Origin of the sequence: Kitasatospora sp. NPDC056184, assembly GCF_042268405.1 — a bacterium.
In the GTDB taxonomy this organism is placed as follows: Bacteria; Actinomycetota; Actinomycetes; order Streptomycetales; family Streptomycetaceae; genus Kitasatospora.
Map to the genome: position 1 here is coordinate 392,931 of NZ_JBHJUI010000003.1, position 20,351 is coordinate 413,281.

Here is a 20,351-nt window from a genome sequence, read left to right on the forward strand (position 1 = left end):
CCGGTCAGATCACCCCCGCCTGACGGGCCGTTTCCTCGAACGCGCGCGCCACTGGGCTGCCGCGGTACGGGGTGAGCCGGCGGTGGAAGTCGCGCACGTACTCCAGCGACCGGGCCGAGCGCATCTCCCCCGCCGCCCGCAGCGCGTCGGTCGCCATGCCGCAGGCCTCGTCGAGGTCCCCCATGCCGAGCCGGGCGGTGGCCAGCACCAGCCGGCAGAAGATCCGGCTGCGGGCGTACGCGGGCGAGCGCAGCCGCAGCGACTTCTCGGCGTGCTGGGCGGCCGTGCGCCACTGCTGGAGGTCCCGGTAGCAGTGCGCGAACTCGTCGGAGAGCTGCGCCTCGTCGAAGAACCGGGCCCATGCGGGCAGGTCGTCACCGGTCCGGGCGGCCGCCAGCGCCCGCTCGGCCCGGACCAGCGCGGTGGTGCAGGAGCGGACGTCGCCGAGCAGGCCGTGCCCGCGCGCCTCGGCGGCGTGCAGCAGCGCCTGCACGGTCGGCGGCACCGCCGTGCCCACGCCCTGCTGGGCGACCCGGGCCAGCTGGACGGCCTCCCGGCCGTGGCCGAGGTGCACCGCCTGCTGGCTCATCGTCACCAGGACGTACCCGCCGAGCGCGCGGTCCCCGGCGGCCTGGGAGAGCCGCAGCGCCTGGACGAAGTAGCGCTGGGCCAGGCCGTGCGCGGCGATGTCGAAGGACGTCCAGCCGGCCAGCCGGGTGAGGTCCGCGACGGCGCCGAACAGGGCGCGGCCGATCTGCTCGCCGTAGCGGCCGCGCAGCATCGGCTCGGCCTCGCTCTCCAGGTAGCGGACCAGCGCCTGGCGGGCGTGGCCGCCGCCGTAGGCGTGGTCCAGCGCCCGGAAGAGGTCGCCGACGGCGCGGATGGCGGCGATGTCGCCGCGGCCGACGCGCAGCGCCGGGCGCTGTTCGCGGCCGGGGTCGTGGTACGGCGGCTCGACGGCGATCGGCGGGCGACGGCTCTGGGTGGGCACCCGGGCGCCGAGCGCGGCGGAGCCGGCCGCGGGGGCACCGGCGGGCGGGGCGGAACCGGTCCTGGCGGCCGCGGCCGGGCCGCGGGTCACCGGTCCGGCGGGCAGCGGTGCGCCGGGTCCGGGGTCGGGCCGGGCCAGGGTGGAGCCGTCCCTGGCGACCCGCTCGTCGGTGCGGCCGATCAGCCAGTCGCGGCTGGGCACCACCAGGCCGGCCGGGGTGAAGGCGATCCGGCGCAGCTCGGACTGCGGCCCGTTGTCCTTGCGCCACATGCTCGCCACGATGTCCACCGCCTCCTGCGGCGTCTCGGCGAACTCCAGGCCCGCGTAGACCGGGGCGCAGGCGTCCAGGCCGAGGTCCTGGGCGGTGAGGCGGCGGCCGAGCCGGCGGGTGAACACCTCGGCGATCAGCGCCGGGGTGGCGCCGCGGGGCTGCTGGCCGCGGAGCCAGCGGGTGACGGAGGTCTTGTCGTAGCGCAGGTCGAGGCCGTGCTCCAGGCCGAGCTGGTCGACCCGGCGGGCCAGGCCGGCGTGCGAGAAGCCGGCCTCCTCGATCAGCGCGGCGAGCTGGAGGTTCTGGGTGGCGCCGGCCGACTGGTGCCGCTCCGGCGCGTGGCGCTCGGGCGCGTGCCGCTCGACGGCGTGGCGCTCGACCTCGTGCCGTTCGGGCACGTGCCGGTCGGCGGGTGTGGCCTGCTCGGGCAGCCGCAGGTCGTCGGCGGCGGTCGGGGCGTCGGGGGCGTCCGGAAGGGTCCGGCCGACCGGACCCCGGTGCTGGTCGATCGGGTCGAGCGGTCCGTACGCCGGGCTGTCGGTTGCAGGCCTTTGGGGCATAGTCAGTCAACACCTCTCGGACGCCGCACCGGCTCCACCAGCGGTTCGGCTGCCTGTGGCGACGCCCCCTGTCGGGAATCGGCGTGAATGTAGCGAGCATTCGGGCGCTATGGGTGGTTCTGACCGAGCAATCCTCCGAACGGGTGAAGCATCCGCGCCCATTGTGGGGAAGACACCTCAGGATGGGTTTGGCTTGGAGGACGCTCGCCGGCCATCGGCCGCGAGGCCACCGCGATAGCGGGTAACACCACAGTTCAGAGGGGTGCTGTAGGGAGCCGGCACACAGGGGTGGAGTCGCCGGATCACCGCCGCTCCCGGCCGCGGACACCGCGTCGCCCCGCCCTCCCGCCGGCACCCGGACGCCCACCGGGGAGTGGGTGTCGCGCCCATGCCAGGACGCCGAGATGTGGCGGCCGGTCACATAGTGCTGGACTCCCGCGCTTCCTACCGTGTGCCGACACCCTCCCCCGAGCCTGGAAATGGTGAGCCATGACGGCCGCTGTCCCGGATCCATCGGATCGCGCAAGCGCAAGCCGGAGTTCGCTGCCCCGAGTCGTGGCGGCGAGCCTGATCGGCACCACGATCGAGTGGTACGACTATTTTCTCTACGGTACGGCCGCGGCGCTGGTGTTCGGGAAGCTGTTCTTCCCGCACAGCGATCCGCTGACCGGGACCCTGCTGTCCTTCCTCACCTACGCGATCGGCTTCGCGGCGCGGCCCATCGGCGCCCTGGTGTTCGGTCACTTCGGCGACCGGGTGGGGCGCAAGAAGCTGCTGGTGGTGAGCCTGCTGCTGATGGGCGGGTCGACCACGCTGATCGGCTGCCTGCCGACCTACGACTCGATCGGGGTGGCGGCGCCGGTGCTGCTGACCGCGCTGCGGCTGGTGCAGGGGTTCGCGCTCGGCGGGGAGTGGGGCGGCGCGGTGCTGCTGGTCTCGGAGCACGGGGACGCGCGGCGGCGCGGGTTCTGGGCGTCCTGGCCGCAGGGCGGGGCGCCGGCCGGCAACCTGCTGGCGGCGGGGGTGCTGTCGCTGATGACGGCCCTGCAGTCGGACGCGGCGTTCCTGGCGTGGGGGTGGCGGCTGCCGTTCCTGCTGTCGGCGGTACTGGTCGGGGTCGGGATGTGGATCCGGCTGGCGGTGGACGAGTCGCCGCTGTTCAAGGAGGCGCTGGCCCGGGCGGAGCGGCGCGGGAAGGCCGAGCGGCCGCCCCTGGTCGGGGTGTTCCGGCACCACTGGCGGGAGGTGCTGGTCGCGATGGGTGCGCGGATGGCGGAGAACATCTCGTACTACGTGATGACGACCTTTGTCCTGGCCTACGCCGTCTCGCACGTGCACCTCCCCAAGCAGACCGCGCTGAACGCCGTCCTGATCGCCTCCGCCGTCCAGTTCGCGCTGATCCCGCTCTTCGGGGCGCTCTCCGACCGGGTCGGGCGCAAGCCGGTGTACCTGGTGGGCGCGGTCGGCGTCGGTGTGTGGGCGTTCGTCTTCTTCGGGATGGTGGACACCGCGTCGTTCGGCTCGCTGGTGCTCGCGGTGACCGTCGGCCTGGTCTTCCACAGCGCGATGTACGCGCCCCAGGCCGCCTTCTTCTCCGAGCTGTTCGCCACCCGGATGCGCTACTCCGGCGCCTCGATCGGGGCCCAGTTCGCCTCGGTGGCGGCCGGCGCCCCGGCCCCGCTGATCGCCACCGCGCTGCTGAAGGACTACGGCAGCTCGACGCCGATCTCGGTGTACGTGGCGCTCGCGGCGGTCGTCACGGTGCTGGCGGTGCTCTGCGGGCGGGAGACGCGCGGGCACGACCTGGCGGAGGTCGAGGGGGCGGCCGCGGAGCAGGACGGGGCGGGCCTGGCCCCGGTGGCCGGGAAGGCGGCCGCGGCCTGACCCGCCGTCGGCGGTCGGCGCGCACTACCGCATGCGCGCCGACCCCCGACGACCGACCGGGCCGAGCGGCTACGATCTCGCTTCCCTCCCCGGGGCACGAACACCACTGTCGATGGGCGGCCGCACCATGAACGACCTCCACACCAGCTCGGCGCCCGCGCTCCGCCGCCTCCTGGACCTGCTCGCCTCCGGTGCCGCCACCGAGGACTTCGCCGACGTGCTCGCCGACGCCCGCCGGCAGGGCGCGCCGGCCGCGGTGCTGAGCGAGATCGACGGCGCCACCTGGCAGGCGCTGCGCGTCCACCGCACGATGCGCCAGCACCGGCGCCGGGAGGCCGAGCTGACGGCGCTGTTCGACACCGCCGGCGACCTCGCCGCCTCCCGCGACCTGGACGCCGTGCTGCAGGCGATCGTCCGCCGGGCCCGGATGCTGCTCGGCACCGACACCGCCTACCTGACCCTCCCGGACGAGGCCGCCGGCGACACCTACATGCGGGTCACCGACGGCTCGGTCTCGGTGCTCTTCCAGACCCTGCGGCTCAGCCTCGGCGACGGACTCGGCGGCCTGGTCGCGCAGGCCGCCCGCCCGTACGCCACCCCCGACTACCGCACCGACGAGCGGTTCCACCACACCGGCACCATCGACGCGGGCGTGCTGGACGAGGGCCTGGTGGCGATCATCGGCGTGCCGCTGCTGCTCGGCGGCCGGGTGATCGGCGTGCTGTTCGCCGCCGACCGCTCGCCGCGCGCCTTCTCCCCCGACGAGGTCGCGCTGCTCTGCACGCTGGCCGCGCACGCCGCGATCGCGCTGGACACCGCCAGGTCGCTGGCCGACACCCGGGCCGCGCTCGCCGAGCTGAACAGCGCCAACGAGCTGATCCGCGCCCACGCCGCCGCCGTCCAGCGCGCCGAGCGGGGCCACGACCGGCTCACCGACCTGGTGCTGCGCGGGGCCGAGGTGCCGGACGTCGCCGCGGCGGTGGCCGCCCTGCTCGGCGGCGAGATAGCCGTTCTGGACGCCGAGGGCGAGCCACTGGCCGGCCGGGCCGCCGCGCCGGGCGCCGGGCTCGCCGAGGCGGCGGCCGCGTCCCGGGCCGAGGGGCGCTCGGTGCGCCACGGCGAAGCCTGGGTCTGCGCGGTGCTGGCCGGGCAGGAGCAGCTCGGCACGCTGGTGCTGCGCGGGCGCCCGGACCTCGCCGACGCCGACCGCCGGCTGTTCGAGCGGGCCGGGGTGGTCACCGCGCTGCTCCTGCTGCTGCGGCGCTCGGTCGCCGAGACGGAGAACCGGGTGCGCGGCGAGCTGCTGGCCGACCTGCTCACCGCCCCGGACCGGGACCCGGCCGGGCTGACCGCGCGCGGCCGCCGGCTGGGCGTCGACCTCGGCCGCCCGCACCTGGTGCTGGTCGCCGAGCCGGGCGACGCCCGGGACACCGGCGCCCGTTCCCGGCTGGCGGGAGCGGCGGGGCGCTATCTGTTCGGCTCGCGCGGCATCAGCGCGGAGCACGCGGAGGCGGTGGTGCTGCTGGTCCCGGACGGGGACGTCGCGGCCGGTGACGGGGACGCCGGGGCCGGGGACGCCGCGCAGCGGGTGGCCGGGCAGGCCGCCGAGCGGCTCGCCCGGCTGGCCGGGTTCCCGGTGACGGTGGGCGCCGGGCGTCCCGCCGCCGGGCCGGTCGCGCTGGCCGCCGCGTACGCCGAGGGGCTGCGCTGCGTCCGCGCGCTGCGGGTGCTCGGCCGGTCCGGGGAGGGCGCCTCGGCGCGGGCGCTCGGCTTCCTGGGCGTGCTGCTCGGCGACGGCCACGACGTGGCGGGCTTCGTGCGCGCGACGCTGGGCCCGCTGCTGGAGTACGACGCCCGGCGCGGCACCGAGCTGGTCCGCACCCTTCGGGCGTACTTCGACTGCGGCGGCAGCCTCACCCGGGCCAAGGACGAGCTGCACGTCCACGTGAACACCGTGGTGCAGCGGCTGGACCGGGTCGAGGTGCTGCTGGGCCGGGACTGGAACGCCCCGGAGCGCTCCCTGGAGCTCCAGCTGGCGCTGCGGCTCCAGCTGCTGTCCGGGCCGTGAACCGCGGCCGGGCCGCTGCCCCGCGCCCGTCCCGCCCCCTGTCCTGCCCCGGGGCAGGACAGGGGCCCGGCCGGTCCGGCGGCGGGCGGGCGTACAGTGGCGAGGTTGGTCTCGAACGCCTGGCAAGGAGCAGCGGTGAGCGAGAACGTGCGGTTCATACGCATGGGCATCGGCGAGGGCGCCGTCCCGTACCAGGAGGCCTGGGCGGAGCAGCAGCGGCTGCACGCCCTGCGGGTCGCGGACGAGATCCCGGACACGGTGCTGCTGCTGGAGCACCAGCCCGTCTACACCATGGGCAAGCGCACCAACCCGGCCGACCTGCCGCTGGACGGCACCCCCGTGGTCGAGGTCAACCGGGGCGGCGAGATCACCTGGCACGGCCCCGGCCAGCTGGTCGGCTACCCGATCGTCAAGCTGCCGGACCCGATCGACGTGATCGCGTACGTACGGCGGCTCGAGGAGGCGCTGATCCGCGCCTGCGGCGCGTTCGGCGTGGGCACCACCCGGGTCGAGGGCCGCAGCGGCGTCTGGGTGCTGGGCCGGGACATCCCGGACGCGGTGGTGGACCCGGAGCAGGTGGTGGACATCGGCAAGCTCACCCTGCGGATGGGCCTGCCGCTGGGCATCGACCCGCGGCTGGCCGGCCCCGAGTACGCGCCGTCCAACGCCGGGCAGCGCGGTGACGACCGCAAGCTGGCCGCGATCGGCGTCCGGGTCGCGCGCGGGGTGACCATGCACGGCTTCGCGCTGAACTGCGACCCGGACATGACCTGGTTCGACAAGATCGTGCCGTGCGGCATCCGGGACGCCGGGGTCGCCTCGCTGGCCGGTGAGCTGGGCCGGGACTTCCCCGTCCCCGAGGCGCTGCCGCTGGTCGAGAAGCACCTGGCCGAGGTGCTCGCCGAGCTGCCGGAGCCCGCGCCCGGCCGCTGAGGACCGCCCGTCCCCGCCGCCGTCCCCGCCGCCGTCCCCGCCGCCGTTCCCACCCCGGGTCCTCACCCGGTTCTCACCCGGCCCCCGGGAATCTACCCGCCGGTACTCCTGTTGCCCTGCGATTGCGGGGCCGCAGCCCCGGCGAAGGCCGTACAAGCACAGGCGTACCCTGGGGGTACCCCGTCTAGTTCTAGGAGTCGCACGTGTCCGCTGTCGCACCCGACGGCAGGAAGCTGCTCCGCCTGGAGGTCCGCAACAGCGAGACCCCCATCGAGCGGAAGCCCGAGTGGATCAAGACCCGCGCGAAGATGGGCCCGGAGTACAACGCCCTCCAGTCGCTGGTGAAGAAGGAGGGGCTGCACACGGTCTGCCAGGAGGCCGGCTGCCCCAACATCTTCGAGTGCTGGGAGGACCGCGAGGCGACCTTCCTCATCGGCGGTGACCAGTGCACCCGCCGCTGTGACTTCTGCCAGATCGACACCGGCAAGCCCGCCGAGTTCGACCGGGACGAGCCGCGCCGCGTCGCCGAGTCCATCGTCACCATGGACCTCAACTACGCCACCATCACCGGTGTCGCCCGCGACGACCTGCCGGACGGCGGCGCCTGGCTGTACGCCGAGACCGTGCGCCAGGTGCACGCGATGACCGCCGGCCGCGAGAGCGGCCGCACCGGCGTTGAGCTGCTGATCCCGGACTTCAACGCCGTGCCGGAGCAGCTGGCCGAGGTCTTCTCGTCCCGCCCCGAGGTGCTGGCGCACAACGTCGAGACGGTGCCGCGGATCTTCAAGCGGATCCGCCCCGCCTTCCGCTACGAGCGCTCGCTGGACGTCATCACCCAGGCGCGCGCCGCCGGGCTGGTCACCAAGTCCAACCTGATCCTGGGCATGGGCGAGACCCGCGAGGAGGTCAGCCAGGCGCTGGCCGACCTGGTCGGGGCCGGCTGCGAGCTGATCACCATCACCCAGTACCTGCGCCCGTCGCTGCGCCACCACCCGGTGGAGCGCTGGGTCAAGCCGCAGGAGTTCGTGGAGCTGCAGGAGGAGGCCGAGGAGCTCGGCTTCGCCGGGGTCATGTCCGGTCCGCTGGTCCGCTCGTCGTACCGCGCCGGGCGGCTGTACCGGCAGGCGCTGGAGCGCCGCGAGCAGGCCGCGGTCTGAGCCGACCGGCCGCACCGCGCGCGTTCCCGCGCATTTCGCGCCACTCGAAGGGCGGAGCCTCGGCTCCGCCCTTTCGCGTTCATCACGCTTTGACTGCCAGGTCACGGGCTGGTAACACGGGGTGGTGACGATGGACTCGCCACGATTGTTCGATTCTTCTCAGCCACGGCTGCGGTCACGAGGGGAGCTGTGCGGCATGCAGATGCGGATCCGGTCGGTGGGGGCCGCGCTGCGGTTCGCCGAGAGCGTCCTGCTGGACGGCGGGCAGCGCCAGGCCCGGCGCAACGCCTGGGCGGCGGTCTGCGAGAACCGCCGGTACGCGGCCGACCGGCGGCACGACGCACTGGTGGCGGAGGCCGCGGCGGGGACCGGGACGGGGGCGGCGGCGGTCCGTCCGGTGCGCCGGCGGCCGCTTCCGTAGCGGTACCCGGGTCACGGTTCGGAGCGAACGGGTACCCGGGCTTGGATATCCCGTACCCACGCCACGTACCATGAGCATTATGGCGAGGGAAACATCCGAGAACCCCGGGCGGCTGAAGCAGATCCGCCAGGCGTACACCATGACCAAGAAGGTCGACACCAAGATCGGCCTGATCATCGCCGGCGTCGGCCTGCTGACCTTCGGCGTGTTCCTCGCCATCGGCTTCGCGATCGAGCACCCTGTCTACCTGGGCATCCTGGGCTTCATCGTGGCCGTCCTGGCCATGGCGATCGTCTTCGGGCGCCGGGCCGAGCGGGCCGCGTTCGGGCAGATGGAGGGGCAGCCGGGCGCCGTCGCGGCGGTGCTGAACAACATCCGGCGCGGCTGGAGCGCCAGCTCCACCCCGGTGGCCGTCACCCGCAGCCAGGACGCGGTCTACCGCGCCGTGGGCCGGGCCGGCATCGCGCTGATCGGCGAGGGCAACCCGAACCGGGTCCGCCAGCTGCTCGCGTCGGAGAAGAAGAAGATGGCCCGGGTCGTCGGCGACGTGCCGGTGCACGACATCGTGGTGGGCAACGGCGAGGGCGAGGTCCCGCTGAAGAAGCTGCAGATCCACCTGATGCGCCTGCCCCGTGCCATCACGCCCGCCCAGGTCACCGAGACCAACGACCGCCTGCGCGCGCTGGGCGACCTGCTCTCCAAGGCGCCGATCCCCAAGGGCCCGATGCCCAAGGGCGCCCGGATGCCCAAGGGCGGCCAGGTTCGCTGACCCCCTCCCCGTCGACAGTACGAGAACGGCCCCGCCGCGGAAGCTTCCGCGGCGGGGCCGTTCACCGTTCTCGGGCCCTGCCTTGACGCGCTCGGGTGGGGCCCCGCTCAGATCCGGTGCCTGCTCAGAGCCGGTCCCCGCTCAGATCCGGACCTCGACGGTGCCGACCGCCTTGTCGTGCAGGCCGCGGGTGTCCCGGTCCCAGACCAGCGCCGGCACCAGCAGGCAGAGCAGCACCGTGCGCAGCAGCACCTGCGGGATGGTCGCCCGGTTGCCGTCCAGCCGGACGACCCGCAGCCCGAACAGCCGCTTGCCGACGGTCGTCCCGGTGGTGGCGAGCAGCAGCACGGTGACGGCGAAGAACAGCGGGGTGGTCCACAGGTTCGCCGAGGCCGCCGAGCCCTTGCCGATCAGCCCGTAGGCGATCAGCGCGACCAGCCAGCCGTCGACGAACAGCGCGCCCACGCGGCGGGCGGGGCCGGCGATCGAGCCGGGGCCCTCCTTGGGCAGTCCGAGGCGCTCACCGCGGTGGCCGAAGTCGGCCCCCATCCTCTCGGCGGCCGCCTTCGGGCCGTCGATCCACGATCCCAACGCTTCTCTGGTGTCCACGAATCCACACTAACCGGGCGAACGCCGGGAACGGCCACCGCCTCCCCCGCCGGACCCGCCACCGACGAGTGAATCGGCCGCCGCCGGCTTTCCCCGACTCCCCCTCATGGTCTAGACCACTCGACCGGTCCCGCCCGCCGGGGCCAGGCGTTATGTCCCGTCCCGTACGGCTTTGCCACCCGCCCGGCGACGGCGGTTAACATTCAGGAAACGACTGGGTCACCGGTCGGAAACGGCCCGTTCCTAGGGTGTGCCCCATTCGCAACACCGAGGAGGATGGATGTTCAACAACGCCGCCGAAGTGAAGCAGTTCATCCAGGACAACGACGTGAAGTTCGTCGACGTCCGCTTCTGCGACCTGCCGGGCGTCTTGCAGCACTTCTCCGTACCCGCGGCGACGTTCGACCCGTCCGAGATCCTGATGTTCGACGGCTCGTCGATCCGCGGTTTCCAGGCCATCCACGAGTCCGACATGGCCCTGGTCCCCGACCTCGCCACGGCCCGGCTGGACCCGTTCCGCCGGGACAAGCACCTCAACATCAACTTCTTCATCCAGGACCCGGTGACCGGCGAGGCCTACAGCCGCGACCCGCGCAACGTCGCCAAGAAGGCCGAGGCCTACCTCGCCTCCTCCGGCATCGCGGACACCGCGTTCTTCGGCCCCGAGGCCGAGTTCTACGTCTTCGACTCGGTCCGGTTCGACACCAGCGCCAACGCGTCCTACTACCACATCGACTCCGAGGCCGGCGCCTGGAACAGCGGCTCCACCGAGGGCGACGTCCGCGGCTACAAGGTCAAGTACAAGGGCGGCTACTTCCCCGTCCCGCCCGTCGACCACTTCGCCGACCTGCGCGCCGAGATGTCCCTGGAGCTGGCCAAGGCCGGCCTGGAGGTCGAGCGCCAGCACCACGAGGTCGGCACGGCCGGCCAGGCCGAGATCAACTACAGGTTCAACACCCTGCTGCACGCGGCCGACGACCTGATGCTGTTCAAGTACATCATCAAGAACGTCGCCTGGCGGAACGGCAGGACGGCCACCTTCATGCCGAAGCCGATCTTCGGCGACAACGGCTCGGGCATGCACGTCCACCAGTCGCTGTGGAGCGAGGGCTCGCCGCTCTTCTACGACGAGCAGGGCTACGCCGGCCTCTCCGACATGGCCCGCTACTACATCGGCGGCCTGCTCAAGCACGCCCCGTCGCTGCTCGCCTTCACCAACCCGTCGGTGAACTCCTACCACCGCCTGGTCCCCGGCTTCGAGGCCCCGGTCAACCTGGTCTACTCCCAGCGCAACCGCTCGGCCGCGATCCGCATCCCGATCACCGGCTCCAACGCCAAGGCCAAGCGCATCGAGTTCCGCGCCCCCGACCCCTCCTCCAACCCCTACCTGGCCTTCTCCGCCATGCTGATGGCCGGCCTGGACGGCATCAAGAACAAGATCGAGCCCCTGGAGCCGGTCGACAAGGACCTCTACGAACTGGCCCCCGAGGACCACGCCAACGTCCCCCAGGTCCCCGCCTCCCTCCCCGCCGTCCTGGAGGCCCTCGAAGCCGACCACGAGTACCTCCTCGCCGGCAACGTCTTCACCCCCGACCTCATCGAGACCTGGATCGACTTCAAGCGCACCCAGGAGATCGCGCCCATCGCCCTCCGCCCCCACCCCCACGAGTTCGAGCTCTACTACGACCTGTAGGGACTCTCCGGCCTGCGGAAACGTACCCTTTACACATGTGCGTTTCCGCAGGCCGACAACCCTTGGGTCTACGGAAACGTCGCACCGACAAATGTCGGAGATCGGCGCGACGCCCGTTACGGACTCACCAGGCGGCCCTGCCGCTCCCCGCAGGGGCGAGTGGGAGGACGTACTCCTTCGCCAATTGCGCGAGGTGCAACGGGAGGGGGTAGGCCAGGGGCGGGTAGTCGTCGTGGTAACGGAGTTGGTGGGTGAGGGTGGCCCACTCGACGGGGTGGTCAGCGGCCTGTTCCGAGGTGCGGCAGCCGAGAACGGTGACTTCGAGGAGCCGGGGGTTCCAGGCCGTCGTCCCGGGTGCGGTCCGGCCTCCCGCCGCCGGGGCGAGCTTCATCAGTCCCTTTGGTCTGGCCGCGGCCGGCGGGGTTCCGGTCGTGCTGGCGAAGACGCGGTTGTAGAGATCGCCGGACGGTGCCCAGACGCCTTCCGAGAAGCCGATCTTGGCGAGCTCGTCATGGGCGTACCACTCGGGTACTTCGCCCCGTCCGTTGTCGTCCCGGACCAGGACCATCCGCAGGTCGTCCCCGTAGGTCGTGAGGCGCTGTTCCGGGCCGGTACCGAAGGCGAGCATGTCGCGAGTCAGCGCGCCGTTGCACAGCCGCGGCCAGCACTGCCGGAGGTTTCCCGAGTTGACCAGTAACAGGGTCGGCCGGTCGCGGAGTTGGAAGAGCACAGTGCGGATGTCTCGCTCCAGGTCCGTAGAGGCCCTACCGCCAGCGTTCACCAGGGACAACAGCATGCTGGGGTAGGGCACCCATTCGGCCCGTCCCGCGTCCCAGCCCTCGACCATCCCCGAGTCATTGCCGGCGCGGACCCGTACAGCGACCAGGCGGCGTGCCGGGCTCCGGGTGGGCCCGTCCTTCGTGTGGCGCACCAGCCAGAGCGCGGCGTACTGCAGGTCCCCTGGGATGCCGGCACCCGCCCGGTGAGCGGGCGGACTGATCGCGCCGAGCTGCCGAAAGGCATCCAGCCAGGCCCAGTTGGCTCGGTGCTCCAGGGCTGCCGTCCCGGGCTCGGGCAAGTTGATGAACTGCGTGAGCCGCCCCTGGCGTCCGTACGCCAGGCGCAGTGCATGCTTGGGATCGGAGTCCGGCACGGAGGAGAAACGGCTCTTCCCGGCGATCTCAGCGATCACCAGACTGACCCCGTCGTGCGTCCGGTCATCCGATTCCGCCACTTGAGCACAGCGCTCAGTGATAGCCTCGGCCAGGCGAACGGCTGGGCGGCGCCTGCGATCGCGGGAGAGCTGCAGCGCGCTCGCCAGCTCGCCTGCCGGCCGGCTCCGGACTACGACCCGGACACCGCCAGCCTCCCAGCTGGTCGTGTTGTCACCGTCGGTCCGACTCCCTGGCGCAAGACCGATGACCTTCGGAAGTGCCGTGAGAAGGGCGTCCCGGGTCTGCGGTGACTGCCAGAGGAGCTCCACGTCGAGCGGTCGGCCGCCGAGGGCCCGAATCAGCGCGGTTCGACGCGCCAGAGCCTGCTGCACTTCCCTGCTGCCGGGCTCGGCCTTCTTCGAGGAACGGGGTAGCAAGGAAGGGGTGTTCCGCCGGGTGACCCGGCTCAGGTCCGCTACCCTGCGCAGGACGGGACTCAACCTCTGCTCAATCCACTCGTCCAGTCCAGCACGTTCCCGCGGCATCAGGCCGGCTCCGACCTCGTGCGGCCCCAGCACCGGGTGGTAGACGATTCCCGCAGCAACGTCCTGGCACCCCTGGAGCCACTTCTCGGGGGAGGTGAACAGTTCCTCCGGCTCCGGGAAGCGGCGGGCGATGTCCAGATCGGACAGGAGCAAGGCAGGGCTGCGCCGCTTCCAGTCGACTTCCTTCGAGCTCCAGTCATACCCAAGGGTGTTGACCATCAGTCGGTAGCCTCGGTCCGGCCCCTCCGGCCATGGCAGCGGGGTGTCCAGCAACACGGTCGCGCCACCCAGCTTCCACCGGGGGACGTCCAACCGGGTCGCCCAGCGGCGCACGCCGGTGGCCACATGGACCCGGAAACGCTCAGCGAACGGCACCGTCTGGACAGTGACGGTCAGGCGGGCGGAGTAGTACCAGGTCTGCTTCCGGTGCTCGTACCGCAAGGGCGGCCAGGAGACGAGGTCGACCCCGCCGGTTCCGGAGCTGACGACGCGGAAACGGAGGCTGTTACCACCGGCACGGAAGGGCGCGCCTGCCAGGCGGAACGCAACCGCCTCGGGGAGCAGGCGGTAGAGCCTGGGAAGGGGCTCTGCGGTCCCACCGGAAGACACGACCGTCTCGGCGAAATCGACCCGCTCGGTCTCCCACTCGGGCAGAGCCAGCGCAGCAGCCTCGCCGCCGGCTTGGAGCTCCTGTTCCAGGTTGACCACTTCGTCCTCGTCACCGAAAGTGGCGTCAGCCCAGGTACCGATCAGCGGCGCGAGGACCTGTCGCGGGACGGGCTCGCGCGCATAGAGCCACGGCAGTCGGCCATCGACTCCGGCGTGGCGGGCAGCGGCCAGCACTCCGGGCGCCCAGGCCCGCAGCAGCGAGTGAAGCCGGGCTACGGGAAGGCGCGGCCGGCCACAGCCGCTGGAACGTTCCTGCCGGTGCATCAGCTCTTCGTGCAGGACGTCGCCGAGCCGCAGGACGTGCAGATCTTCCTGCCAGGGTCCGAAGTCGGGGTCCGGTTCATAAGCCACAGCGCGGATGGCGCGGTACATGGCAATACTCCTCGATGGAAGAGAACGGATTCGATGAATGACACACCCTCAAGCCGCCTGCAGAGGCTCAGCCAGGCAGCGGCCGAGCATGCTCCACAGCGGCTGGTAGAGGGCGCGGACGATGAACTCCTGGTCGGCGGGTGTCGCGCCGTCCCGGAAATACGGATCAAGGACCTCAAGAATGCTGTGTAGCAGGCTGGACTTCGCCGTGTCCGGGGCCGGCGGACACGACGAGCGGTTCGGGGCGAAGGCCGCGTCCACGAAGACCACCCGGGCCGGAACGCCACCACGCACGAGCCGGCCGATGACCTGCCACATCAGTACTAGGATGTCCCAGGTGACCTGTACGCGGTCCTCGTTGAGCCGGCTCCACGCCATGGACCGCTGAAGTACGCGATACCAGCACGACCTCGCCTCCCGACGGACCGCTTCGGCACCTGCCTCCAGGCTGTTCCCGTTGCGCACCCAGCCCGCGAACCGCCCATCCTCCTGGGCCCGCACAATCCAGTCGTTGACGGCGTGCACCGCCAGTGACAGGTCGTCGGGGTGCGGGTTCGGGCGGGCGAGGAAGTAGACCGATCCGATGGCTGCCTCGTCCCGGCGATTGAGGATGTTGTGCCCGCGCTCCACCGAGAGCAGCGGCGCCACCAGGATGTCCGACCTGAGATCTCGCAAGCGCTCGACGTCGCCCCGGCGCAGCGTCCTAGCCCGCTGTGCGGACGGGGCCTCCTGCTCCTCCTCAATCTCCTCATCGTCCGAGACGAGGCAGAGCACCTTGTTCCGCCAGCGCCTGTTGAGGTTGTGCAGGGTGTCTGCCACCACACGGGCTTCCTGGTAACTGCCCACCAGCAGCAGGATCTGGTCGCGCTCCGGCGGGAGCGACAGCAGCTCCTGTTCCAGCGGCCCGCCATCCTCGATGTCCTCCGCGCCGGCGCCGAGCCAGCTCGCGATGCGGCGCAGCTTGGCCGGCCGATCGGCCGGGTCGCTGCCCGACACGCGCAGCTTCCCTTGGTCCTCGTCGATGAACTCGAAGCGCATGCCACTCTCGGCAGCGATCCGCTCCATCACCTCCGGCGGCGGCTCGATCACCACGCCAACCGGGACCTGGATGTGATACCGGCTGGACTCCCCCGCCCAACTACTGCCGGACATGAGCAACACGTGAGCACCGGGCCGACCATCCACTGTGGCCAAGCCTGGCATGGCCCGCAGCAGTTCACGTCCGACACCGCTACACCGGAAGAAGGTCAGCTCCCCGTTGCGGACACCTTCGCCGTCCTCGCCCTGGACCAGAAACTGGAACCCGAGCACATTACCCATCGGCGCCTCGGGCACCATCGGGGCGTAGTCGTTCGGCCGTCGGTACATCTCGCTGAAGCCAAGGCTGAGTGCGGCCTCAACCCGCGGCCACATGGCGTTGATCAAGGCCAGGCGCGGTTCCAGAGCACTCAGCAGCAAGGTCAGTTCGAATCGATCGGCCATCCTGTCGCGCCACTGTCCTGGGGTCTGCGGTGGCGGGATCTCCTTGCCGACCCGCTTGCCGCCGCGCTGCCGAGCCTCGACCTTGGACTGCCACGCCGCGAATCGCTGCTGGTATTCCTGCTCCATTCCAGCCATGAAGGCGTCGTCGAGCTGGAGCAGGGACTCCACAACGGCCGACAGGCGGGCCCGGGTCCGCTCCGGATTCCCGGTGTGCAGCAATTCATTGAGCAGGACCGTGAGGTGCGAAATGTCCACCTCGGTCCGCCGGTCGCGGTCGCCGAACGGATTGTCGCGGAAGGCCTCCAGCAGCTTCTGCAGTTCCTCCAGCGGAGCGCGGTTCGGATGGTCCGCCGCCGCGTCCTCGGGCAGTGCGAAGCGCTCGTCCAGGATGTTCAGCTGGAGCGTCCAGGCACTGAAGTAGCCGCGTCCCACCCAACGGCGCAGTGGGTAGTGGGCCACCAGCATGGCGTGCAGCCGGTCGGTCGCCGCCACCACGGTGTTGATTGCTGCGGAGAAAATCGCCACGTCGCGGTCGGAGAGCTGGATACGACCGCTCGCGGCGAGTTCGCGAATCTTGTGCCGGCTCAGCCAGTCGATCAATCCTCGCTCCTCATCGGCGGCAAGTAGCACCGCAGGGGCGAAGGTCTGGTCAAGTTGCATCTGCACCCGGTCGGCCTCGTCGATGATCACCAGATCGCTCCGTCGGCAGGCGAGCTCGAGGTAACGGATGCGTTCTCCGTTCTGCGGGTACGGTGGCGCGGAGTCGATCAGGCTGGGCAGCGTGGCTACCCAGATGGCCGCCCCGACCAGGGCTCGCGAGCCGTGGTGCCGAGGGCAAGCGGACCAGTACGGGCAGGCCAGACTCTGCTTCTGCCACTCCGATGCATGGGCGTGCCTGGTCCGCCGCTTCGGATCGGCCGGTGGGCGTAGCCGGCTGCAAGGCGACTCGCCGAAGGCAAGCGGCTCGGCGTCCCCACCACGCAGCTTGAGGTTCAGCACGCAGGACGTTCCCAGATAGGCGAAGGCCGGGTCGTCGTGCGCCAGCAGCCGATGTTCGCCACGGCCGGCCAGCCTGCGGTGCAGTCGCTGGGCGTGGCGCTCCCGACCGGACGCGCCCAGCACAGGCGCCGCCGCGCCATCGGTGTACCGGTTGTAGAGCTCGACCAGCTTCAGGACTTCGGCCACATCGGGGACCACGACCGTGGTCCGTCTCCCGTGCCGCGCTAGGTGGACCGCGATGATGTCCCGCAGCGTGCTCTTACCCGCCCCAACGATGCCGAGAAGGTGCTGAATGCCGTCCACGGTGAACTTTGCGGACTGTCGGAAGACTCCGAGCTCCGCGGTTGACATCTCGAACTCCCGCAGCCGGCCCGCCCACCTCCGGTCCTTCGCCCGTTCGCAGCGCCGGTCCACAGCGTCCATCGCCGCCGCGGTGCGAGCCAGGTCCTTCAGCCGGAACGTCAGAGGCTCGCCCCCGCCGGCCGGGACCAGGTCCACGTCGTGGGCCACCATGGGCACCGGGGAGACGTCCGGCAAGTCGACCACTGCCAATGAGCGGCCGACGGGGAAGGCGTGCGGTCCCGGCCCGGCGACCGGAAGCCTTCGGCCCGCCAGCGGCGGCGCCACCGACAGCAGCTGGTCGTAGGCCTGCCACCGCTCCGTCGCCACCGAGATCTCCCGGCGGACCGCCCTGATGTCGTCGTGCACCACGTCGTAGCCGCGGAGCGCCGGGTCCAGCCGTTGGTAGCGTTCCAGGGCCTCCCGCCAGGCCCTGCGCCGTGCCAGGGTCCAGAGCGAATATCTTGCGATCCTGAGGGTCCGATCGGCATCAGGCGGCAGCGGCACCTGGTACGCCTTGGCGAACCCGTACCCGCTGAACAGCACCCAGGCTTGGGCCGCCGGAGCGTTCGGCATCAGGCGGTGCTGGAGGTACAGACCGATCTCGACCTGACAGAGGAACTCCGCCGTCGGCCCGGGCAACTGTGATCGGGCGTACCCTTGGAGCTCGCGGACCGTCCTATGCAGGACCGGTGTCAGACTGCGCACTGCTCTCTCCTCTCAGCTCTGTTCATCGAAGGCGCGTTCACCTCGGAGCCGGGTGATCAAATCGCCCGAACCGACCAGCAGAACCTGCCCCGGGGCTGCCAACGCCCGGGTGAAGGCGGCTCGGTACCGGGCAGCGCCGGCGAGCTCCTCCGGCGCCACAACGACGACCGGCTCCGTGAATCCGCTGAACCGGGCAGCCAGCAGCGCAGGTTGGACCCGGTCGTGGATGTGCAGCCTGCAGACCGATAACCCGGCGCCTTGGATCCGGTATGCGCTCAGCTCACCCGGCAGGGCTTGGTAGCCGACGCCCGCGCGGTCCAGATCCGCCAGGACCACCTCCTCCAACCGGAACGGGAGTGACAGGAAGGCCCGCAGCGGCTTGTTCAGCAGCAGGACACCCTCCGTCGTACGCGTCAGCTCCATCGAAATCCCGCGCGGGCAGCTCTCGCCCTCGCACCAGGTATCCGGCCCGGACGCCGCCCTCTGGTCGGGTACTCGACGGCCTCCCAGCAGGGCCGGCAGCCGACAGGTACCACAGCACAGCAGAGTGCCTTCCACGGTCAGGGACTCCGGCACCGGACGGTAGAGGTCCTTGACCCGGCACCAAATCTCTTTGCTCCAGCCACGCCGGAGACGGTCTCTTCTGTGCACCACCGGGTTACGCCCCAGAAACTGGCGGACCTTGTGAAACCGCTCCGCCGAGCCGCACCGGCCTTCCAGCTCCGTCAGCAGCGATCGGGCGGTCTCCTCCGGGCCGCCCTTCACTCCGGCAGAGGCCAGCTCCAGACAGGCCCGGGTGGGCAGCAGCCCGTTCCGGTGGATCAGGGGCGCGTCCGGGAGGACCAGCGTGGGCGGGATCTCGAAGAGCCGGCCACCGATCGGCGTAGAACGGCACCACTCAAGCAGTTCCGGCAGGCTCTTCGGTGGGGGCAGGCCGAGGTCGATGCATCGCAGGACCACCCGGTCCAGCACTCGCTGCGCGGCGGGCGGATAGGGCAGAAGAAACGATCTGAGCCCGGACTCGTCCCCCAACTCGGAAACAATCTCAGCCAGTTCACAGTACAGCGCTACTTCGTCCGACATCATCGAGCCACCTGGAAGGCCGGCCTGTTGGAGCACCAGCGCGCCGTCTCGCATCGGGCACAGGCCGCTCCGGGACGTGCCGGGTATTCCTCGTCCCGCAACCAGCAGTGCACCAGCCCGCGCACAACCTGTTCGGCCATGGCCCGCACCGCCGGGACAAACGGGTCGATGATCTCCAGATCCGCCCCACCCGGCCGCAGCACCTCGAACTCGATCCGGCCCCGGTCCGGAGCTCCGCCCAGGTCGCCACGAGCGAGCAGCAGCACGGCCAAGGCCAGTTGCGGATACTGTTCCAGCAGCGGGCGACCAAGGGACCGATCGCGCGCCGCCGTCTTGGTCTCGCGCCACACCCAGGCACCGCCATCCCGATAGAGCAGATCGGGCTTGGCGACCACCACCACCTCGGCAGCGGTGTCGTGGCGTACAATCCGCGGCTCGTTGCGGACATCGGCGGCGGCGCGGGCGAGCCGCATCGGACAGACCGCGGCATGGCTCCGCAGCAGCTCCGCACCTAGCGCACGCTCGGCCTCGGGCAGTTCGAAACCCTCGGGCACCCACTGCTCGGGAACCCTCGCCGTGCACGGACGCGGCGAACCACCGCCATGACGCTCGGCGAGGTAGGCGTGAAGGGCCCGACCACGATCGACCGCCGCGGCGTGTTCGACCTCGTCCGCGGCCGGCAGGTGCAGCCGACGCATGTGATCGCGGGCTGGGCAGACCCGATAGTTCCGCCCATTGGTGACAGACCACCAACGCCTCCTTCGCCCCGGCTCGTCGATCCCCAGCAGGCCGGGAGAGCGGCGAAGCACTGGGCAGACGGAAGCGTACGGACAGTCCGCGCACAGGGCACCCGCGCGGTACTCCTGGCTGTCCAACAGCGCGGCCAACGCAGCGCGACCGTGCGCACGGTAGTGCGCGATAGCCTCCGTCCGGGTCCCGTCGAAGAGCGGACGGACCTTGCCGTCCAACAGAGCGAACTCGACGATCCGCACACGCTCGGGCAACGGCCCGGGAACGCCCTCGGCGAGTACCAGCGCTGCCGCCGCGACAAATCCGTCCGGCGGCGGCTTCCGCCCGAGCCTGTTCACCGGCAACCGCAGTTCCCGCACCGTCCCGTCCCGCGATTGCAGGCACCGGCCCCAGACCGTCAGCTGGTACTCCTCCGCCCCCCGAGGATCGGCGCCGGTCACCACGTGGCTGTAGCGCCAGGGGGAGTCCACCTCCGACAGCGCCAGGTCCGGGTCCTCGGGAAAGGCGGCGGCATACGTCGCGAGCGCATGCACCGTCCACTGCCGAAGTCCGTCGTGCGGCGGCTTCGCGGTCCGCAGCCCCCCGGCAGCCTCGTCGCCGTCCCGGCCACGGGCATCGCAGACGGTCATGAAGGGGCCGAAGGCGAAGTGCTCCAGTTGCTCCTGGCGCCGGCGGACGGCCTGCACCGGCCGATAGCCGCGTGCCTTGAGCGCATCGGCCGCGGGACAGCGGAAGTCGCCTCCTTTGAACATGCCGACCGATACCTTGATGACGTTGGAAGTACGGCGAACCCCCTCAGGGGGCAGCCACGATTCGGGCATTGCGACTCCATCCATGAAGACAGACCCCGGCCGATCTGATCAAAGATCAGCCGGAGCTCGAAACGGCGGCACA

The 20,351-nt window shown here is 71.3% G+C and carries 13 protein-coding genes; 7 read left to right on the forward strand and 6 right to left on the reverse strand.

Annotation, left to right across the window (positions count from 1 at the left end; all coding sequences use genetic code 11):
• Positions 1–4 precede the first annotated feature (4 nt).
• Positions 5–1,822, reverse strand: coding sequence for a regulator (locus tag ACFC0B_RS09480; protein ID WP_376084207.1), 1,818 nt, complete (start codon positions 1,820–1,822; stop codon positions 5–7).
• Between the two features lie 489 nt (positions 1,823–2,311).
• Here ACFC0B_RS09480 and ACFC0B_RS09485 point away from each other — a divergent pair, with 489 nt between their 5' ends.
• From ACFC0B_RS09485 to ACFC0B_RS09510, 6 genes are all read left to right on the forward strand, one after another.
• The gene (locus ACFC0B_RS09485) at positions 2,312–3,706 is read left to right on the forward strand and encodes an MFS transporter (RefSeq protein WP_376084209.1); all 1,395 of its coding nucleotides are present in this window, start codon (positions 2,312–2,314) and stop codon (positions 3,704–3,706) included.
• Between the two features lie 127 nt (positions 3,707–3,833).
• Positions 3,834–5,774, forward strand: coding sequence for a helix-turn-helix domain-containing protein (locus ACFC0B_RS09490; RefSeq protein WP_376084397.1), 1,941 nt, complete (start codon positions 3,834–3,836; stop codon positions 5,772–5,774).
• Between the two features lie 162 nt (positions 5,775–5,936).
• Positions 5,937–6,707 carry a lipoyl(octanoyl) transferase LipB gene (gene lipB, locus ACFC0B_RS09495; protein ID WP_376084399.1) on the forward strand — a complete coding sequence of 257 codons (771 nt, stop codon included), beginning with the start codon at positions 5,937–5,939 and terminating at the stop codon, positions 6,705–6,707.
• Positions 6,708–6,910: 203 nt separating this feature from the next.
• Positions 6,911–7,864 (forward strand): lipoyl synthase, encoded by a 954-nt coding sequence (gene lipA, locus ACFC0B_RS09500; protein WP_355361863.1) that lies wholly within the window; start codon positions 6,911–6,913, stop codon positions 7,862–7,864.
• 196 nt (positions 7,865–8,060) lie between these two features.
• Positions 8,061–8,285, forward strand: coding sequence for a hypothetical protein (locus tag ACFC0B_RS09505; RefSeq protein ID WP_376084211.1), 225 nt, complete (start codon positions 8,061–8,063; stop codon positions 8,283–8,285).
• 70 nt (positions 8,286–8,355) lie between these two features.
• The gene (locus ACFC0B_RS09510) at positions 8,356–9,054 is read left to right on the forward strand and encodes a DUF4191 domain-containing protein (RefSeq protein ID WP_376084213.1); all 699 of its coding nucleotides are present in this window, start codon (positions 8,356–8,358) and stop codon (positions 9,052–9,054) included.
• Positions 9,055–9,195: 141 nt separating this feature from the next.
• Here ACFC0B_RS09510 and ACFC0B_RS09515 read toward each other — a convergent pair whose 3' ends face one another.
• Positions 9,196–9,663, reverse strand: coding sequence for an RDD family protein (locus tag ACFC0B_RS09515; RefSeq protein WP_376084215.1), 468 nt, complete (start codon positions 9,661–9,663; stop codon positions 9,196–9,198).
• Between the two features lie 280 nt (positions 9,664–9,943).
• Here ACFC0B_RS09515 and glnA point away from each other — a divergent pair, with 280 nt between their 5' ends.
• Positions 9,944–11,356, forward strand: coding sequence for a type I glutamate--ammonia ligase (glnA, locus tag ACFC0B_RS09520; protein ID WP_376084217.1), 1,413 nt, complete (start codon positions 9,944–9,946; stop codon positions 11,354–11,356).
• Positions 11,357–11,480: 124 nt separating this feature from the next.
• Here the strand turns inward: glnA and ACFC0B_RS09525 are convergent, their stop codons facing one another.
• The 4 genes from ACFC0B_RS09525 to ACFC0B_RS09540 are packed head-to-tail and all read right to left on the reverse strand — an operon-like array spanning position 11,481 to position 20,278.
• Positions 11,481–14,096 carry a pPIWI_RE module domain-containing protein gene (locus ACFC0B_RS09525; RefSeq protein WP_376084219.1) on the reverse strand — a complete coding sequence of 872 codons (2,616 nt, stop codon included), beginning with the start codon at positions 14,094–14,096 and terminating at the stop codon, positions 11,481–11,483.
• 48 nt (positions 14,097–14,144) lie between these two features.
• Positions 14,145–17,624, reverse strand: coding sequence for a hypothetical protein (locus ACFC0B_RS09530; protein WP_376084221.1), 3,480 nt, complete (start codon positions 17,622–17,624; stop codon positions 14,145–14,147).
• 12 nt (positions 17,625–17,636) lie between these two features.
• The gene (locus ACFC0B_RS09535; RefSeq protein ID WP_376084223.1) at positions 17,637–18,710 is read right to left on the reverse strand and encodes a hypothetical protein; all 1,074 of its coding nucleotides are present in this window, start codon (positions 18,708–18,710) and stop codon (positions 17,637–17,639) included.
• The gene (locus ACFC0B_RS09540) at positions 18,707–20,278 is read right to left on the reverse strand and encodes a PD-(D/E)XK nuclease family protein (protein WP_376084225.1); all 1,572 of its coding nucleotides are present in this window, start codon (positions 20,276–20,278) and stop codon (positions 18,707–18,709) included. Before ACFC0B_RS09540 ends, ACFC0B_RS09535 begins: the two co-directional genes overlap by 4 nt.
• Positions 20,279–20,351 lie beyond the last annotated feature (73 nt).